Annotated in this window: 16 protein-coding genes (1 of these 16 cut by a window edge); 12 read left to right on the top strand and 4 right to left on the bottom strand. The window is 72.4% G+C overall.

The features are described 5' to 3' along the window. Positions 1-9: 9 nt before the first annotated feature. Entirely contained in the window at positions 10-876 is an 867-nt protein-coding gene (locus ACIQG9_RS19305; RefSeq protein ID WP_400404122.1) for a DUF3592 domain-containing protein, read from the top strand. A 218-nt stretch (positions 877-1,094) separates the two neighbouring features. Here ACIQG9_RS19305 and ACIQG9_RS19300 read toward each other — a convergent pair whose 3' ends face one another. Beyond that, a complete protein-coding gene (locus ACIQG9_RS19300; protein ID WP_400404119.1) occupies positions 1,095-1,613 on the bottom strand; it encodes a VOC family protein in 519 nt (172 codons plus the stop codon). A 94-nt stretch (positions 1,614-1,707) separates the two neighbouring features. Between ACIQG9_RS19300 and ACIQG9_RS19295 the strand changes: the two genes are divergently transcribed. Further along, positions 1,708-2,676 (top strand): helix-turn-helix transcriptional regulator, encoded by a 969-nt coding sequence (locus ACIQG9_RS19295; protein ID WP_400404116.1) that lies wholly within the window; start codon positions 1,708-1,710, stop codon positions 2,674-2,676. Positions 2,677-2,877: 201 nt separating this feature from the next. On the opposite strand, the gene ACIQG9_RS19290 is transcribed toward ACIQG9_RS19295, so the two are convergent. Next, the gene (locus tag ACIQG9_RS19290) at positions 2,878-3,159 is read right to left on the bottom strand and encodes an alpha/beta fold hydrolase (RefSeq protein WP_400404113.1); all 282 of its coding nucleotides are present in this window, start codon (positions 3,157-3,159) and stop codon (positions 2,878-2,880) included. A 254-nt stretch (positions 3,160-3,413) separates the two neighbouring features. Between ACIQG9_RS19290 and ACIQG9_RS19285 the strand changes: the two genes are divergently transcribed. After that, on the top strand, positions 3,414-3,644 hold the full coding sequence (locus ACIQG9_RS19285) for a hypothetical protein (RefSeq protein ID WP_400404111.1): 231 nt from the start codon (positions 3,414-3,416) through the stop codon (positions 3,642-3,644). 197 nt (positions 3,645-3,841) lie between these two features. Here the strand turns inward: ACIQG9_RS19285 and ACIQG9_RS19280 are convergent, their stop codons facing one another. Further along, entirely contained in the window at positions 3,842-4,366 is a 525-nt protein-coding gene (locus tag ACIQG9_RS19280; protein WP_400404230.1) for a DUF1877 family protein, read from the bottom strand. A gap of 98 nt (positions 4,367-4,464) precedes the next feature. On the opposite strand from ACIQG9_RS19280, the gene ACIQG9_RS19275 reads away from it, so the two are divergent. The 3 genes from ACIQG9_RS19275 to ACIQG9_RS19265 all read left to right on the top strand — a co-directional run bounded on the left by ACIQG9_RS19275 (position 4,465) and on the right by ACIQG9_RS19265 (position 6,427). Then, entirely contained in the window at positions 4,465-4,974 is a 510-nt protein-coding gene (locus ACIQG9_RS19275) for an O-acetyl-ADP-ribose deacetylase (RefSeq protein WP_400404109.1), read from the top strand. A 269-nt stretch (positions 4,975-5,243) separates the two neighbouring features. Continuing rightward, complete coding sequence (locus ACIQG9_RS19270) at positions 5,244-5,651, top strand: nitroreductase family deazaflavin-dependent oxidoreductase (RefSeq protein ID WP_400404107.1); 408 nt, start codon at positions 5,244-5,246, stop codon at positions 5,649-5,651. 395 nt (positions 5,652-6,046) lie between these two features. Next, on the top strand, positions 6,047-6,427 hold the full coding sequence (locus ACIQG9_RS19265) for an MmcQ/YjbR family DNA-binding protein (RefSeq protein WP_400404105.1): 381 nt from the start codon (positions 6,047-6,049) through the stop codon (positions 6,425-6,427). 105 nt (positions 6,428-6,532) lie between these two features. Here ACIQG9_RS19265 and ACIQG9_RS19260 read toward each other — a convergent pair whose 3' ends face one another. Next, positions 6,533-7,477, bottom strand: coding sequence for a hypothetical protein (locus tag ACIQG9_RS19260; protein WP_400404103.1), 945 nt, complete (start codon positions 7,475-7,477; stop codon positions 6,533-6,535). Positions 7,478-7,693: 216 nt separating this feature from the next. Between ACIQG9_RS19260 and ACIQG9_RS19255 the strand changes: the two genes are divergently transcribed. The 6 genes from ACIQG9_RS19255 to ACIQG9_RS19230 form a co-directional block, all read left to right on the top strand. Further along, entirely contained in the window at positions 7,694-8,464 is a 771-nt protein-coding gene (locus tag ACIQG9_RS19255; protein WP_400404101.1) for a thioesterase II family protein, read from the top strand. Between the two features lie 194 nt (positions 8,465-8,658). After that, on the top strand, positions 8,659-9,636 hold the full coding sequence (locus ACIQG9_RS19250; RefSeq protein WP_400404099.1) for a class I SAM-dependent methyltransferase: 978 nt from the start codon (positions 8,659-8,661) through the stop codon (positions 9,634-9,636). Next, positions 9,633-12,266, top strand: coding sequence for an amino acid adenylation domain-containing protein (locus ACIQG9_RS19245; protein WP_400404097.1), 2,634 nt, complete (start codon positions 9,633-9,635; stop codon positions 12,264-12,266). The genes ACIQG9_RS19250 and ACIQG9_RS19245 overlap by 4 nt, the downstream gene beginning before the upstream one ends. Beyond that, the gene (locus ACIQG9_RS19240; protein ID WP_400404095.1) at positions 12,247-13,422 is read left to right on the top strand and encodes a potassium transporter TrkA; all 1,176 of its coding nucleotides are present in this window, start codon (positions 12,247-12,249) and stop codon (positions 13,420-13,422) included. The genes ACIQG9_RS19245 and ACIQG9_RS19240 overlap by 20 nt, the downstream gene beginning before the upstream one ends. Then, entirely contained in the window at positions 13,413-14,774 is a 1,362-nt protein-coding gene (locus ACIQG9_RS19235) for a DUF6002 family protein (RefSeq protein WP_400404093.1), read from the top strand. Before ACIQG9_RS19240 ends, ACIQG9_RS19235 begins: the two co-directional genes overlap by 10 nt. Continuing rightward, positions 14,768-16,800, top strand: the 5' portion of a protein-coding gene (locus ACIQG9_RS19230; protein WP_400404091.1) for a non-ribosomal peptide synthetase. It continues 334 nt past the right edge of the window; the window shows 2,033 of its 2,367 coding nt (coding positions 1-2,033); the start codon lies at positions 14,768-14,770; its stop codon lies beyond the right edge, outside the window. The genes ACIQG9_RS19235 and ACIQG9_RS19230 overlap by 7 nt, the downstream gene beginning before the upstream one ends.

The raw sequence follows: 16,800 nt of genomic DNA, 5'->3' as shown, positions 1-16,800 counted from the left end.
GGAGAGCACATGGGATGGGACGAGTTTCTGCTGCTGCGGTGTGCGGTGTGGGGTGTGGCGGCACTGGTCGGGTACGGCATGTCGCTGGCCGGAGTGACCAAGGCGCAGCGGACCGTCCGGCTCACCGGGCGGATCGAGCGGGTGCGGGAGCCCCGGCACGGCGGGTCCCGCACTGGCGGGATATCGGTCGTTGTCTCCTACCGCGACCCGGCCTCGGGTCAGGAGGTCACCGTCACGAACGACGGTGAACGGGGCGAGATGATCACCTGCGCGTGGGAGGGCCGGGAGATCGGCGTCAACCACCCGCGAGGCAGACCGCACGCCTACCGGTTCTCCAATACTCCGCAGCAGCCCAGTCGGGGGCTGGGCTGGCCAGGTTTCGCGCTCTTCCTGGTCTACGTCGGGCTGGTAGTCCTGGCCGCGGTCCACTGGGGGTGGCCGTGGGCGCTGATCGGCCTCGGCGGGCCGTGGGCGATCATCGCCGCCGTTCATCTGCCCGGGGAGATACGCGCCAAGAACCGTCGCATCGAGAGACTGGCCGCGATGGACACCGTGCAGGGACAGGTCGTCGCGGTCCTGAGGGACGTCCGCGTCGACCAGGACGACGGCTACACCTCGACCACCATCACCCCGGTCGTGTCGTTCACCACCCACGAGGGCACGGCCGTCACGGCCCACTGCACCGCGAACCTGCCGGATCCCGCCGGCGCGTACGGCCGTGACGTCACGGTCCACTACACCGCCGCCGACCCCGCCGAGTTCACGCTGGACCGCGCGGCCGAACGCCGCTTGAGGGAGCGGGACACGATGGTCAACGCCCTGGTGACCGTCGTGCTCGTGGCGACGGCCGTGGCGGGAGTGGTGATGGTGCTCTGAGGAGCGCGTTCTGGATGTGGGCCGATCGGGTGGGTCGCGCGGTGGGCCCGATCGATGGGCCCGGCTCGTTCGATGGGATGGGCACCGATCGAGTGCGGCGGTGCCCATCCCATCCTGACCGACGCCGAGGGGGAGAACGTCGAGCCGATGCTGCCGTCTCCGCAGTGGCGTGCTTCTTCTCGGCGTCGCCGTATGCGGCGTCGTGGACGGGTACGGGCTCAGCCGATCAGCGGAGGGCTGACGACGCTGTCGGTGCGGCCGCTCAGTTCCCGGTCCAGGGTCTCCTGCGCGTCGCGCATCGCCTCGGCGTACCGCGGTTCGGCGAGCCGCCGCATTCCTACCTCGGGTGCGACGTCCTCGACCACGGTGCTGATCCACCAGATGTTGCCGAACGGGTCACGTACCCGGCCGCCCCGCTGACCGAATGCCTGGGTGGCCGGTGCGGTGACCATGCGGGCTCCGGCGGCGACCGCGCGTTCGATCGCCGCGTCGGCGTCGGCGACGAAGACCCGCAGTAGCGAGGGCATGGCCGGCCAGTCCGGTAGCCGGTCGAAGGCGAGTAGGACGGTGTCGCCGACGCGGATCTCGGCGTGCCCGATGATTCCGTCCTCCAGCCGTACCCGGCCCAGCTCGACGCCGTCGAACACTGCGGTGATGAAGTCCAGCAACTGCCCGGTGTCCGGCGTGACGATCCACGGCGCGACGGTCGTGTAACCGGCCGGTGGGGTGCTGCTCATGGTGAATCTCCCTCGTGTCATAGCAGACGTGCGCTCCCACGGTAGGTGTCGTATAGGTCATTTTTCGTCCTAGTCGAGCGGCACAATGACCGCTGTGTCCGACGCGCGTGCCCGGTTGCTGTCCCTGCTGTCGCTGTTGCAGACCCCTCGGCTGTGGCCGGGCAGCGAGCTGGCGCAGCGGCTCGGGGTGTCCGGCCGGACGGTGCGGCGCGACATCGACCGGCTGCGCGAGCTGGGTTACCCGGTGCACGCCGACCAGGGCGGGCTGGGCGGCTACCGGCTGACGGCCGGCGCGGCGATGCCGCCGCTGCTGCTCGGAGACGACGAGGCTGTCGCTGTGGCCATCGGGCTGCGCACGGCGGCGGCGCAGGCGGTGGCGGGGGTGGACGAGGCGGCGGTGCGGGCGCTGCGCAAGCTGCTCCAGGTTCTGCCGGCCCGGCTGCGTCGCAGGGTCGACGCCCTGGCCGCCGCCACGGTGGCCCACCCCTTCTTCCTGGCTGCGGAGCCGGTGGATCCCGACGCGCTGATCGTCACCGCCGCGACGATCGCCGACCACGAGCGGCTGCGGTTCCGGTACCGCGGCGAGGGCCGGCACGTCGAGCCGCGCGCCCTGGTGACGGCCGGGCGGCGCTGGTACCTACTCGCCTTCGACCTCGACCGCGACGACTGGCGGACCTTCCGACTGGATCGGGTCACCCAGCTCGCCGCGACCGGCGCCCGGGCTGCCCCGAGGCAGGTACCCGGCGGGGACATCGCCGCCTTCCTCGCCAGCCGGGCGATGCAGATGGCTCCGACGTACCCGGCCGACGTGGTGATCCACGCACCGGCCGCCCACGTGGTGGACCGCCTTGGCGGGCCGCCGCCGGGTACCCTGACCGACCAGCCGGACGGGACCTGCCGGTGGCTCGCGCCGCCGGACACCGGCGAATGGCATGCGCTCCGGCTGGCGTCGATCGGGCTGCCGTTCGAGGTCAGCGGCCCGGCGGAGCTGGCCGCCCACCTCAGGTCGACAGCGACGCTGTTCCAGGCCGCCACAGCGGGACCAGGCCGGTCCGAGACGTGATCATCACGAACTGGGCGGGGCCGGGTTCAGTGACGCGCGGTACCGGCGCCACGCGTCGACAGGCCGGCCGTCAAGCGTGGTACGTGCGGCTCGGAAGCAGGGATGCCCGCACATGTCGCGGTCCACGGGTCACGCATCGTGACTCGACCGGTGGGCCGCTGCTCGACACCGGCCATGTGAGCGTATGCCAACCGGTGCCCGTCAATTCTTGACGTGCGCGGCCAGGAAGGTCTCAACCGCGGCGAGGAACTCCGTCGGCCGATCGCGGTGAACGTAGTGGCCGGCGTCGAGGGTGACCAGGCGGGCGTCAGGCATCCGCTCGACAGTCTCGGTGAGCAGATGCTGCGGGATGGTGCTGTTCGCACCACCGATGATCAGAGTCGGCACGCCGACCGTCCCGATGCGGTCCCACCACGCCGGGTCCGGGTCGCTGATCTGCGCGCGGATGGCGTTAACGGCGGCGAAGTCGAACGGCGTGGGCACCTCCGGTGGGGTCAGCGGAGGACGCTTCAGCGCGCCTGGACGGGGTGCCGTGACGTCTTCCAGGATGAGGTGGGTGAGCAGGTGCGGGGCGGTCTCGGCGACGTGCCCAGCCAGGCCAGAGCCGGCATCGCGCCGGTGCCCTCCACCCGCCGCGAGAACGGCATCACCCTGACGGCAGGTTCCGCGGCGCTGACGACGGCGCCACCGGCTGGCCCTGCCAGGGCACCGCGATCCTCGACCTGCCGGCCGCCACCGTGGCCCTCTACCCGCGCGACGGAATCGTCGAGGCAGTCGGCCCGGACCGCTGCCGGCTCACTCTCGGCTCCTGGTCCTGGCCCAGCCTCGCCGCCGCCATCGCCCGGTTCGACACCGAGATCGACGTCGTCGGCCCCGCCGAACTCGTCGACGCCTTCGATCACTTGGCCCGCCGCCTCACCAGGACCGCCGCCGGCCGGACCCCCGGCGCCGCAGCAGGTCAACCATGAAGCGGCGCTGCTGCGGCGCTCATTCGGCCGCAGCGCATTCCTTCCGGAGCAAGCCAGTGACGTCCGAGAATCACCGTCCGTGGGGTTCTAGGGTGGCCTTCGATCACCCGGCGGAGCCGGCACACGATGCCCCTCCGACGTAGCTGGACGTGAACGCCGCCCAATCCACCCGGGTGCTCCGGCGGCTGAGCCGTCGCTCAGTCAAGCCAGCAGATCACCGCGTCGCCATCCGTCGCGGCTGCCGCGAAGAAGCTCCGGACGTCCGGCAGATAGTGGGCCACCCATGCAAGCTCGCCGGGTCTTTCCCAGGTTCCGGGGTAGACCTCGGCCCGGTTCAACTCCTGCGGGTCGACGTCGCCGATGAGGTCGTCTTCGGTGAGCGCGGCCAGTCGCGAGGCAGCAGCCGCTACCTGCACCGGTGTCAGATAGGAGGGCGGCCCGTAGCCCCAGTCATCTTCGAGGTTCTCCAGGAAATCACACATCTCCTCGCTGTCGGGTTCGACGTCTGGCAACTCCACGAAAACCTCCGCGCCCAGGACCAGCGGAATCTCGAAGCCGAGCCGGTCGAGCAGGAAATCGAGTCCGTTCCATGCCTTGTCGGTGGCGGTCCAGCGTTCGGAGGTGTCGTCCCGTTCCGTCATGGCGAGTTCGTAGGCCCAGCCGAGGTCGGTCCTGGCCTGCTCCAGTTCGTCCGGGGAGACGCGCAGCCAGTTGCCGTTCATGCTCACCGCGTGAGCCTAAATGCCGACTACGACAGTTCCCCCTGCCGGTGGCAGACGGTGGCCCGACAAGCCTTTGCCTGATGTGCCAGGATTCTGCTGTGGCAGTGATCGAGGTCGTCATGGGTGACATCACCCGGGAGAACGTGGACGCCATCGTCACCGCCGCGAATGAGTCTCTTCTGGGTGGCGGCGGTGTCGACGGCGCGGTCCACCGCGCTGCCGGACCTCGCCTGGCCCAGGCCGGCGGTGCGATCGGCCCCTGCGAGCCGGGCGACGCGATGCCGACCCCGGCGTTCGACCTCGACCCACCAGTGCGGCACATCATCCACACCGTCGGCCCGGTCTGGGAAGGCGGCGGCCACGGTGAAGCCGACGTCCTGGCCTCCTGCTACCGCAGGAGCCTGCAGATCGCCGACGCACTCGACGCCCGGACCGTCGCCTTCCCCGCCATCGCCACCGGCGTGTACGGCTTCCCACCCGACCAGGCCGCCCGGATCGCCGTAGCAACGATCAGGTCCACCCCGACGAACGTGCAACGGGTACGACTCGTCGTATTCGACGAAGAGACCCGGAAGCACCTGCAAGCCGCAGTGACAGCCACCGGCTGAACCGTCCGGATCTGCCGGTGGCCGCGCGTTCGGCGCTGCTTTGTCCGAACGTGGGAGATTGGGCAATGACATGCCACTGGTGCTTGCCGGTGTCGTGATGTTTGACGGCCACTCCCCGCGTCGCGGCGGCTCACTCCCAGGCGGAGAACCGAGCGCTACGCATTGTCACCGCCGGGCTCGTTGGTACCTGGTCGCGTCGTAGTGTCATGCCGAGGCCGGAACTGTCAGGATAGGCTTCGAGGAACCGTTGGGGCGGGCGAGGAGTGGTCATGAGCGACTGGAACGAAAAGATCATTGTTGAGTTCCGCGCCAACGGTGGACAGGTGGGCGGCCAGTTCGCGGGCGCCCCACTGCTGCTGTTGCACACCGTCGGCGCCAAGAGCGGCCAGCCTCGGGTGAACCCGATGATGTTCCAGAAGGTGGACGGCGGCTACGCCGTGTTCGCGTCCAAGGCCGGTGCGCCCACCAATCCCGACTGGTACCACAACCTGCTCGCCCATCCGCAGGTCCAGGCGGAGGTCGGTACGGACACGGTCGAGTTGGTCGCCAGAGTCGCCGTCGGGGACGAGCGGGAGCGGATCTGGAGCGCGCAGAAGGCCGCGTATCCAGGCTTCGCCGACTACGAGCGAAAGACCACCCGCCAGATCCCAGTCGTCGTACTGGAGCCCGCGCCGTAGGGAAGACGGTTCAACCCCAGTGCCCACCGGTGCGGGCCGTGCCGCTGGTCCGGGGCATATCCGCACCTGCCGCAGACCGGAGCACAGCGGCAGGTCATCGAGCGGTTACGCGGAGCGCCGGGTTTTGACCAGCGGGTGGCGCACAGTCATGCCGGTGCGCGATGGTCTCGGTCGCGATTTGCCTGCCAGAGGCTCTGCCGCGCTCGGCCGCCCAGCGTCTGCCAACAGGCAACGGCAGCGAGGGCTACGAGTCCGACCGAGGCGGCGGAGGGCGAGCGGAGCCTGCCCGGCGAGCGCGTCTCGGCCGGCCGTCACGTACGCGGCCGGCAGGTGTGATGTCGGACCCGGCCGCTAGCCTGTCCGCATGCAGCAGGCAACGACGCTGAGGGGTTCCGGTGGCTGACGCCGACGACGTCCGTCGTCTGGCCCTGGCGTTGCCACACGTGGTGGAGATCGACAGCGACGGGTTCGACTTCCGGGTGGCCGACAAGGGATTCGTCTGGTCCTACCCCGAGCGCCGGCCTGGCAAGCCCGGCGTCATCCGCACCGACATCGCGGTGCTCTACGTCGGCGACGAGGCCGAGAAGCAGGCGCTGCTCCTCGGTGAGCCCGAGGTCTTCTTCACCACGCCCGGGTACGACGGACTGCCCCTGGTCATGGTGCGGCTCGCGCAGGTGGACGTCGATCGTCTTGACGAACTCGTCACCGACGCCTGGCGGATGCGCTGCCCGGCATCGCTCGCCGACGACCCCGGTGCGGCCGGGCGGGTCCGCTGAGCGCAGGGCCGGTCCTGCCCTCCCTGCTGAGTGACGGCGGCACCGTCAGGAGGAGGGTGACGCCTACGGTCTCGCCGTCCGGCTGGGGTGGTGGTGACCGCGGATTCAGGCCCGGTACGGGTTACGCAGGTAGTCGAGGCTGAACGCGCCGATGTTGCTGAAGTAGACCGAGATCAGGTAGGCCGGATTGGTGTTGATGGCGCCGGCCTGGAGGTCGCTGCCGTCGGTGCGGTCATCCCAGTACCAGGGGGCGCGGGCGGCGTTCGTCGTCCCGGTGTCGCCGGCGAAGGACCCCCATCCGCCGAACGTCTGCGGGTCGGAGCGCCGCGCCCAGAGCCCGCCGGCCGCGAAGACGTCGACGAGCTGGTACGACGCGGCGCGGTCGTTTCCGCCGGTCGGTACCTTGCCTCCGGAGCGGCTCGGGTAGTAGACGATCCCGTCGCCGCCAGGGAACGAACTGCCGTTCCAGTTGTAGCAGCCGTGCCCCTTCGTCTCCTGGAAGCTGGTCGGGTGTGCCGCGCCGTCGTGGACCTGCATCAGCAGGGTGCCGTCGATGTTCTCCCGACCGTCGCGGTACGCGCCGCCGGCGGGAACGTAGGAGTAGAAGTTGTCGTGGGCGAGGGTCACCATCGCCTCGGCGGCACCGTACTCGGTGCCGTCCTTACGGACGGTGAGCAGCAGGCCCTCCATGTCGTTCTCGTGGGGGAAGAACGTCTTCCAGTCCTGGGCGTGGAAGTAGCCGTAGCTGATGAACCAGTGCGTCGGGGATTCGACGACCGAGTAGTAGACGGTGCCGACCAGACCACGCTGGTAGGCCCCGAGGTTCTCCCAGTTGTTGCGGGTGTTCCAGTCGCCGTCGTAGTCGACCGGCGCGAGATAGTCGCCGATGTAGTTCGACGTGGCGGTGTCCTGGTAGTGCACCGGGGCCCACCGGTAGGCCAGATCCGCGTCGGTCGGCGCGGCCTGCGCCGGTGTGCCGATGAACGGCAGCGTGCTGGCGAGCAGCAGGGCGCACAGCGCCGATACGATGAGCGGTCGTCGAACGGTCACGCGTCGTCTCCTGTCGAGGTGGCGGTGACCGCAGGGTACGCACGTGACCATGGACGGCGATAGCCTTCGATCTAGTGTTCATCGGCGGCTAATCCCGGTGTCACGATGGACCCTCCTGGACGCCCGGCATGGCAGGCGTGCGCGGGCAGACGCCGACGCGGTGCGGCGCATCCGGGCCGGGCGGGGTCGCTTCCGGGTTGACCTATGCTCGCGGTCATGCCCCTGGTGAGTGCGGGCGGCGCGAGCCGCTGGTTCGGGTCGGTGGCGCAGTCCACCGGCGATGCGCAGGTCTTCGTCTTCCCGCATGCCGGTGGCATCGCCGCGTCGTTCATGGAGTGGCAGGCGATGGCGGGGCCGGAGCTGTCGTTGCAGGTCGCGCTGATGCCGGCCCGGGGGATCCGGCTGCACGAGCCGCCCGTCGACGACGTCACGGAGCTGGTGGGTGAGCTGGCGACGGCGGTCGTCGAGCGGGCGTCGGGGCCGTTCCTGCTGTTCGGGCACAGCCTGGGCGCGCTGGTGGCGTTCGAGGTGACCCGGGAGTTGCGCCGCCGGGGCGCGCCCGATCCGCTGGCGCTGCTGGTCAGTGGGGCGGAGGGGCCGCAGACCCGGCTGATCACGCGGCGCTGTCACGAACTCGACGACACCAGCCTGATCGAGGCGTTGCGCGACTTCGGGGCCACCCCGGCGGGCTTGCTGGCGGACCGGGAGATGATGGAGCTGATCCTGCCGGGTATCCGGGCCGACTTCGCCCTGTCCGAGCGGTACGCCTACCGTGCCGAGCCGCCGCTGGAGCTGCCGGTGCACGTGCTGCTCGGCGACGGGGACGAGCACGTGGACCTGGACCGGGCGGCCGGGTGGGCGCTGGAATGCGTGGCCCCGCCGCGGCGACAGGTGTTCGCCGGTGGACACTTCTTCCTGACCGACCACCAGCCGGAGATCCTGGACCTGATGCGCCGCATCGTCGCCAACCACACCGCTGTGGCCTGATCGTCGACGGTGGACGGGTAAGGACTCCCGCCCCCACCAGGGCTTCCCTGGTGTCGGGTGTTCGACCTGGCGGGCCGCCGAGACGCGGTGCTACAGTTCGCCATCCGTTCGTCGAAGGGACGTCGCTGACGAGGCGGCACACCGTTGCGTGCGTCGAGGTGCTCATGAGCCCGTCGTACTTGCCGTCCTTGGTCTTGCGCGAGTACCTGCATACGGTGGCGACCGTCCACCCCGAGCTGCGCGAGGTGCTTGACTTCGAGCGCCCGGGTGCGGCTGCGGCGCTGGCGGAGCTGGCCGCCACGGTGAACGAGTTCGACACCGACTCCACCGGCCGGGGCGACTCCTACCGCCGGGCCCAACGCGACACCCTGGTGCGCTGGACCGGAATGCGGCAACTGCTGGAGCTGGCCACTCCGGCCGGATCCGAGCCGGTCACCCGCATCCTGGACGTGCTCGGCGGCGACGGCACGGTGGCCCGCGCGGCGAGCAGCCAGTCCGCCTGCTTCGAGTCCAAGCTGGCGTTCATCACCGGCGACCTGTCCGGCCACATGGTCGACAGGGCGCTCGCACACGGCCTGCCCGCCGTACGCCAGGCCGCGCACTTCCTGTTTCTGCGCGACGCCAGCCTGGACGCGGTGCTGCTCGCCTACGGAACCCACCACATCCCGGCCCACCAGCGCCCGCTGGCGGTGGCGGAGGCGGCCCGGGTGGTCCGCCCCGGTGGCCGGATCGTGCTGCACGACTTCGACGAGTCGAGCCCGATGGCCGGATTCTTCGGTGCGGTGGTGCATGCGCACGCCTCCGGTGGCCACGACTACCGGCATTTCAGCCGGGCGGAACTGGTCGACCTGTTCGCCCAGGCCGATCTGCCGGTACGCATCGTCGACCTCTACGACCCGCTGATCGTGCGCGCCGACACCGCGCAGTCCGCGTCCGCCCGGGTCCGTGACTACGTCGGCGACATGTACGGGGTACGGGAGTTCTTCGCGACGCTGAGCGATGACGAGGTGTGGCGGTTGCTGACGCACCACTTCGACCACACCGGCTACCTGGCCGCGCTCGGTGGCCGCGACGGCATCCCGGTGCGGCCGGTGGTCTACCGGGCGGACGGGCAGTTCGTCGCCGAGGTGCCCCGGATGGCGATCGTCGCGGTCGCGACCAGGACGGCATGACGGTGATGTCCAGCCCGCGCTACCTGCTCGATCTGGTACACCGGCCGTCGGGCGTCGACGCCGACCGGCCCGCGATCGTCGCCCCCGACGGTGAGCTGAGCTACGCGAAGCTGTGGGAGCGGATCGACGCGACCGCCGAACTGCTGCGCCGGGCCGGGATCAGGCCGGGTGACCTGGTCGGCCTCCACCTGCACCGGTCCGCCGACTACGTGACGTCGCTGCTGGCGACCCTCGCCGTGGGTGCGGTCGCGGTGCCGGTCGATCCCGAGCTGCCGTCCGGCCGGGCCGAGCAGTTGCTCGCCATGGCCGCACCCCGGCTCGTCCTGTACGCGGACCGGCCCGCCACCGTCGCCGCGCCGGCGGGCACGGGCTGGCGCGATGTGCGTACCGCCACGGTGGTGCCGGGGGCCGGGCTGCGGGATCGCGCGGGCTGGCTGCCGCCGGCGGAGCAGGCCGCGCTGGTGTTGTTCACCTCGGGTTCCACCGGCCAGCCGAAGGGGGTCGTGCTGCACCACGCCGGGCTGGTCAACCGGCTGGCCTGGGGCCACGACCGGTTCGGATTCGCCGCCGACGACCGGGTGCTGCACAAGGCGTCGATCGGGTTCGACGCGTCGGTGCACGAGATATTCTCCCCGCTCATCGCGGGTGGCACCGTGGTCATCGCGGGGCCGGGCCTGCAGTTCGACAGTCTCGGCCTGGTCCGGCTGATCCAGCGGGAAGCCGTCACCACCGCGCACTTCGTGCCGACCATGCTGCGGCACGTGCTCGACGAGCCGGAACTCGCCGGCTGCGGCACGTTGCGGCGGGTGCTGTGCGGTGGTGAGGCGCTGGACATGTCGCTGGTCCGGCGGTTTCGTGCGGCGCTGCCGTGCGGGCTGTTCAACGGGTACGGCCCGAGCGAGACCTCGATCAACGTGTCCTACTGGGACTGCGCGGAGCCGTACGCGGGCGGCATCGCCCCGGTGGGCCGGATCATCGACGGGGTGTCGGCGCGGGTGCTGGACGAGGAGTTCCGGCCGGTCGCCGACGGCGAGACCGGTGAGCTGTGGATCGGCGGGGTCGCCGTCGGCCTGGGCTACCTGCGCGACGACGAGCGGACCGCGGAACGTTTCCGGCCCGATCCGGCGCGGCCGGGTGCCCGGCTCTACCGCACCGGTGACCTGGTGCGGGTCGCGCCGGAGGGCTTCCTGGAGTTCCGGGGCCGGGTGGACGACCAGGTCAAGATCCGGGGCATCCGGGTGGAGCCGGGCGAGGTCGCCGCGGTGCTGCGCAGGCACCCCGCCGTGCACGACGCGGTGGTCGTGGCCGTGCCGGACGAGAATTCCGGGCCGCGCCTGGTCGGGTACGTGGTGCCGCAGCCCCGGCGGGCCCCGGCGATCGGCGGCCTGCCCCGGTTCCGGCTGCCCAACGGCATGGCGGTGACGGCGGCGTCGCCGGACGAGGCGGTCTTCCTCTACCGGCAGATCTTCGACCAGGCGGAGTACTCGCGGTTCGGCGTCCGTCTCGGCGACGGCGCGGTCGTGGTCGACGTGGGCGCCAACATCGGCCTGTTCTCGCTGTGGGCGACCCGGCAGGCGCGCGACGTGCGGCTGATCGCGGTCGAGCCGAACCCGGACACGCTGCCGTACCTCCGGGCCAACCTCAGCCTCTACGCCGGGTCCGCGGCCATCGTGGAGGCCGCGGTGACCGATGCGGCGGGCACCGCCGAGCTGATCTCGTTTCCCGAGCTGAGCTACCTGTCCGGCCTGGGCGCCGACCGGGCCGAAGCGGCGTCGGACCTGGTCCGGTCGCACTACCGGCAGGGTGGCGGCGACGCCGACGAGGCCGAGCAGGCCGCACTGCTCGCCGACGCGCACCGACGCCTGACCCCGGTGGCGCACCTGGTGCCGACGGTGACCCTGTCCGAGCTGCTGGACCGGTTCGGGCTGGACCGGGTCGACCTGCTGAAGGTCAACACCGAGGGCGCCGAGCTGAGTGTGCTGCGCGGCCTGCGCCCGGAGCACTGGCCCCGCATCGGCCAGGTGTGCCTGGAGGTCGAGCGCAGCAGCGTGACCGCGCCGCAGGTGCGCGAGCTGCTGTCGGCGGCCGGGTTCGAGGTGCACGAGATCGGTGACTGGAACGTCGGCGCGGACGCCGATGTCAGCTACCTCTACGCGCGGCGACCGCAGGACCAGCCGCCGGCGGCCTCGCCCTGGGACGAGCCCGCCGACCAGCTACTGACGACCGGGCTGCTCCACGGATACCTGACGTCGGTGCTGCCGCCCGCGATGCACCCGGACCAACTCGTCCTCGTCGACCGCCTGCCCCGCCTGCCCAACGGCAAGGTGGCCCGGCTGGAGCTGCCGCCGCCACCCCGGCGGCCCGCGGAAGCGGCCCCGGAGCGGGGTGGCGCCCTCGCCGACCGGCTGCGCGAGGCGTGGCGGGTCACGCTCGGCGTCGATGCCGTCCAGGACGACGACAACTTCCTCGCCCTCGGCGGGCACTCGCTGACCGCGCTGCGGGTGGCGCACCGGGTGCGCGAGATGGCCGACCTGGAGGTGTCCCCGGCGAGCTGCCTGCGCGCCGGGTCGTTCGCCGACTGGCTGGCCCGGGTCACGGCCGTGAGACGCGATGTCAGCCCTCCCCGGTAACGCGTCGCGGCACGTCGTCGTGGTGGGCAGCGGCCAGCTCGCCCGTTCGCTGTGCGATTCCCTGGCCTCGACGCACACCCCCCAGCGGGTACGCGTCACCGTGCTGGCCCGCGACCTCACCGCCGCGGCCGGGGCGGCCCGGGGCGCGCAGGTGCGCGCCACGGTGGCCGGGACCGGGGTCAGCTTCACCGCCCGGCCGTTCACCGCCGAACCGTCCACCGACCCCGGCGACTGGTACGCCGCCGACGCCGGGTCGATGGCCCGGCTCCGCCCCGACGTGCTGGTCTGCGCCGCGTCGGCCCAGTCGCCGTACGAGCGGGTGCACGCGCCGTCGGCCTGGACGGAGCTGGTCGCCACGGCCGGCTTCGGGGTGACGCTGGCGTTGCAGGCCGAGCTGGTGTCCCGGCTGGCCGCCGCGCTGGCCGGCGGCGCGCCGGACGCGTTGCTGGTCAACGGCTGCTTCCCGGACGCGGTCAACCCGCTGCTGGCGGCGCTGAAGCTGCCCGTGCTGTGCGGCATCGGCAACGTGGCCACCCTGGCCGGGTGTCTGGACGCCGCGCTGGGCCGGCCCGGGCCGACGCGGCTGGCCGTGCTCGGCCACCACGCCCACCTCGCCGCGCCCGGCCCGGACAGCACCGGGGACGACACCGCCGAGGTGCGTGCCTGGCTGGACGGGCGGCCCGTCCCGGACGTCACCGGGCTGCTGGCCGGCTACCGTGCGCTGCCCCGGCCGGAGCTGAACGCGCTGGCCGGGCATGCCGCCGCCGGGCTGGTGGCGGGGCTCGTCGCCGACGCGGGTGAGGTCGTGGCGAGCCTGCCCGGGCCGCTGGGGCTGCCGGGCGGCTATCCGGTCCGGCTCAGCGACGGCCGGGCCGAGCTGCGGTTGCCGCCCGGGGTCAGCGCGGCGCAGGCGGTCGCCTGGAACACCGCCGCCGGGCACCGGGACGGCGTCGAGGTCGGCGACGGCGACGTGCGCTATCCGGAGCGGGCCCGGGCGGCGCTGTCGGCGTACCTGCCGGAGTTGGCCGACGGCTGGCGGGTGGCCGAACTGCCTGCGGTCTTCGCCCGGTTCATCGCCCTGCGCGACCAGCTGCGAACGGTGTCACCGGCGCCGGCGCAGGCCCCTCGTGTGTTGGAGGAATCCCGATGTCCGTGACCGCCCCGACCACCCGCAACCTGATCACCGACTACTACGACGTCATCGCGTCGGCGGTGGACCGGTGCGGTGCCGTCCCCGGCGGCCCGGCCGGGACGCCCGGTTTCGCGCCCGGCTTCGACCTGCCCGAGCTGACCCCGGCGGTGCGCGAGTACTACGCCGCCGCCACCGCGAGCTGGTCCCCGTTGGGCGAATACGGCGGGCACCACCTCCAGCTACTCGACCTGACCGCGAACCCGGGCACCCAGACCACCAAGACGTTCGCGTCGATGGTGATCGTCGCCCGCGCGGTGGAGTACGTCCGGCGCACCGGGACCCGGCTGTGCCTGTTCACGCCGACCTCCGGCAACAAGGGTGTCGCCCTGCGCGACGCGGTGGCCCGTGCCTACGCGGCCGGGCTGGCGACACCGGAGCAGTTGTCCATTGTGGTGCTGGCACCGCAGTCGACCCGGCACAAGTTCCGCCACGACCCGCTGGCCGCCGACCCGCGGTGGCGGCGGGCCAACCCGCTGCTGCGCTACACCGGCGGCGACGCGGAGGGGGTGAAGGCGCTCGGCCGCGCGTTCGTCGACGAGTACGCCGCCCCGCTGCACGACACGCACGGCGTCACGCTGTGGTACACCCTGGACCTGAAGAACTACCTGGTCGCGGACGCCGCCCGGGCGGCCTTCGAGGCTGATGTGGCCCCGGCCGGCGCCGCCCGCCCGCGCTGGCACGCACACGCCGTCTCCAGCGCTTTCGGCCTGCTCGGCTACAACCTGGGCCGCGACGTGCTCGAAGCGGCGGGCAGGGCCAGCGCCGCCGACCGCCCCGGCTTCCTGCTCGTGCAGCACCTCGGTACGCCCGACATGGTGCTCAGCCTGCGGCACGGTTCGTTCGAGCGGGACAACTGCCCGGCCTACACGCGGGATCAGGGCGGGGGCACCTGGACGCAGGACAGCGACGCGCACTTCCCGGCCGTCACCGACGATCCGGCCGAGGTGCTCGACCCGACCTTCTACACCCACCGCCCGGTGACCTCCCCGGCGATGAACGCGTTGATCGAGCGGCACGGCGGCGACGGCATCGTGGTGTCGCGGCGCGAGTGCGCCCAGCGTTACCCGGTGGCCCGGGACTGGCTGGCCAACGCCGGGCTCAAGCTGCCCGCCGACCCGGAGAAGCTGCGGGAGTGGTCGATCGTGATGGCGCTGACCGGCGTCTGCAACGCCGTCGACCGTGGCCTGGTGCCGGCCGGGCACGACATCGTGGTGCACGGCACCGGGAGCTACGCCGACGACTTCACCGTCGCCGACGCGGACGCCGAGGTGTCCACGGTCGCCGACGTCGTGGCCGCCGTCCTGCACCGATGGTGAGCCCGGCGTACCCCGACCGCCCGCTCGGCCTGTCACCCGAGCGGGCTGCCTGGCTTGCCGGGCAGGCCCACGCCGCCGGGGTCGCCCCGGCCGCGGTGGTGCTCACCGCGACCGCCCTGCTGGTACGCCGGTACACCGGCGCCCAGGTCGTGACGCTGCGGCACGGCGACGACCTGGTGGCGGTGGACCTGACCGCCGACGCCCCGATCCGGGAGCTGTGGCGGTCGGTGCGCCCGGCACCGCCGGGTGCCGCCGCCGACGCCACCGTCGTGTGGGGCCCTGACCTCGGCGAAGGTGCCCTGTCGGGGCTGCCCGGTGACTACGCCGCCGACCTGTGCGCCGACCTGGCCGAGTTCCTGTCCGCGTTGGACCCGGCCGCGTCGTCGGCCGACGTGTTGGCGTCGGCCCGCTACGAGCGGCGCCCGGCACCACGGCTGGCCCGGCTGCACGGTGGCGACGGCACCGAGGCCGACGGCGTACGCGGTGACACGATCCCGGCGGCGTTCGCGTCGGTCGTTGCCGCGTACCCGCAGCGGGTGGCGGTGCTGGCCGACGACGCGACCGTGACCTACCGCGAACTTGGTGCCGCGGTGGCCGCGACCGCCGTGGCGCTGGCCGATCGGGGCGACGGCGCGGTGCCGCCCGCGCCGGTCGGGGTGCTGTGCCGCCATGGCGTCGCCACGATCACCGGCCTCCTGGCGGTGCTGGCCTCGGGGTCCGCGTACGTGCCGCTGGACACCGTGTTCCCGGCGGTCCGGCTGGCCGGGATGCTGCGCGACGCCGGGGTACGGGCCATCGTCACGGACCCCGAGCACGCGCGGCTCGCCGGCACGCTGGCCGCCGGGGCCGGGCTGCCGGAGCTGCCGATCGTGCACCTCCAGCCGGGCACCGCCCCGGCCGACCTGTCGGCGCTGGGGCGGCTCGCGCGGCCGGACGACCCGGCGTACGTGCTGTACACCTCGGGGTCGACCGGGCTGCCGAAGGGCGTGGTGCAGAGCCACCGCAACGTGCTGTTCGGCGTCCGCAACCACGTGCGCAACTTTGCCATCCGGCCGGACGACCGCACCAGTGTGCTCACCTCGTTCGGCTACGACATGGCGGTCACCGACACGTTCGGCGCCCTGCTGTCCGGCGCCGCCGCTGTTCCCGTCGACGTTCGCGCACACGGCCTCGGCCACCTGACCAGCGCCCTCGCCGACCGGGGCGTCACGATCTACCACTCCACCCCGACCGTCTACCGGTACCTGGTGGCGAGTCTGGGCGGCGGGCGGCTGCCGTCGATCCGCGCCGTCGTGCTCGGCGGCGAGGAGGTGACCAGGCACGACGTCGCGCTGGCCCGGCGGTCGTTCGCGCCCGGTGTGGTGTTCGTCAACGGGTACGGCACCACCGAGATCAGCTTCGCCGCGCAGCACCACCTGCCGCCCGGCGCGGAGCTGGAGCAGGCCGTCGTGCCGATCGGACATCCGCTGCCGGGCATCGAGGTGGTGCTGGCCGACCCGGCCGGCCGTCCGACCTGCCTGACCGGCGAGGTGATCGTGCGGACACCGCACGTCGCGCTGGGGTACCTGGGTCTGCCGGAGCTGACGGCGGACCGGTTCGTCGAGCAGGGTGGGGTGCGGGCGTACCGGACCGGGGACCTCGCGCGGCGGCTGCCCGACGGGACGCTGGTCTACCTGAGTCGCCGCGACCGGATGGTGAAGATCCGCGGCTACCGGGTGGAGCTGGGCGAGATCGAAGCCCACCTGGCCGGGCTGCCCGGGGTGGGCCGGGCGGCCGTGGTGACCCGGCGCGGCGCGGCCGGCACCGGCGAGCACGAGATCATCGGGTACGCGGTGCCGACCGTGGGGGCGGGCATCGAGCCGGGACGGCTGCGGGAGCAGTTGGCGGCGGTGCTGCCGGACTTCATGGTGCCCCGGGCCGTGGTGGCGGTGGCGGAGCTGCCGATCGGCCCGACCGGCAAGCTCGACCAGGCCGCCCTGCCCGATCCGGATGCCGAGGTCGGGCGAACCGGCGCGGCGGCCGGCGG

Origin of the sequence: Micromonospora sp. NPDC092111 (assembly GCF_044755745.1) — a bacterium.
Classification (GTDB): Bacteria; Actinomycetota; Actinomycetes; order Mycobacteriales; family Micromonosporaceae; genus Micromonospora.
The sequence above is the reverse complement of the archived record's forward strand: the minus strand, read 5'-3'. Positions and strand labels throughout refer to the sequence as shown.

Coding starts and splice junctions, on each gene's coding strand:
- ACIQG9_RS19245 (WP_400404097.1), top strand. CDS start 9,633: ATGACGGTGATGTCCAGCCCGCGCTACCTGCTCGATCTGGTACACCGG.
- ACIQG9_RS19300 (WP_400404119.1), bottom strand. CDS start 1,613: ATGAGCAGCACCCCACCGGCCGGTTACACGACCGTCGCGCCGTGGATC.
- ACIQG9_RS19305 (WP_400404122.1), top strand. CDS start 10: ATGGGATGGGACGAGTTTCTGCTGCTGCGGTGTGCGGTGTGGGGTGTG.
- ACIQG9_RS19280 (WP_400404230.1), bottom strand. CDS start 4,366: ATGAACGGCAACTGGCTGCGCGTCTCCCCGGACGAACTGGAGCAGGCC.
- ACIQG9_RS19235 (WP_400404093.1), top strand. CDS start 13,413: ATGTCCGTGACCGCCCCGACCACCCGCAACCTGATCACCGACTACTAC.
- ACIQG9_RS19270 (WP_400404107.1), top strand. CDS start 5,244: ATGAGCGACTGGAACGAAAAGATCATTGTTGAGTTCCGCGCCAACGGT.
- ACIQG9_RS19255 (WP_400404101.1), top strand. CDS start 7,694: ATGCCCCTGGTGAGTGCGGGCGGCGCGAGCCGCTGGTTCGGGTCGGTG.
- ACIQG9_RS19240 (WP_400404095.1), top strand. CDS start 12,247: ATGTCAGCCCTCCCCGGTAACGCGTCGCGGCACGTCGTCGTGGTGGGC.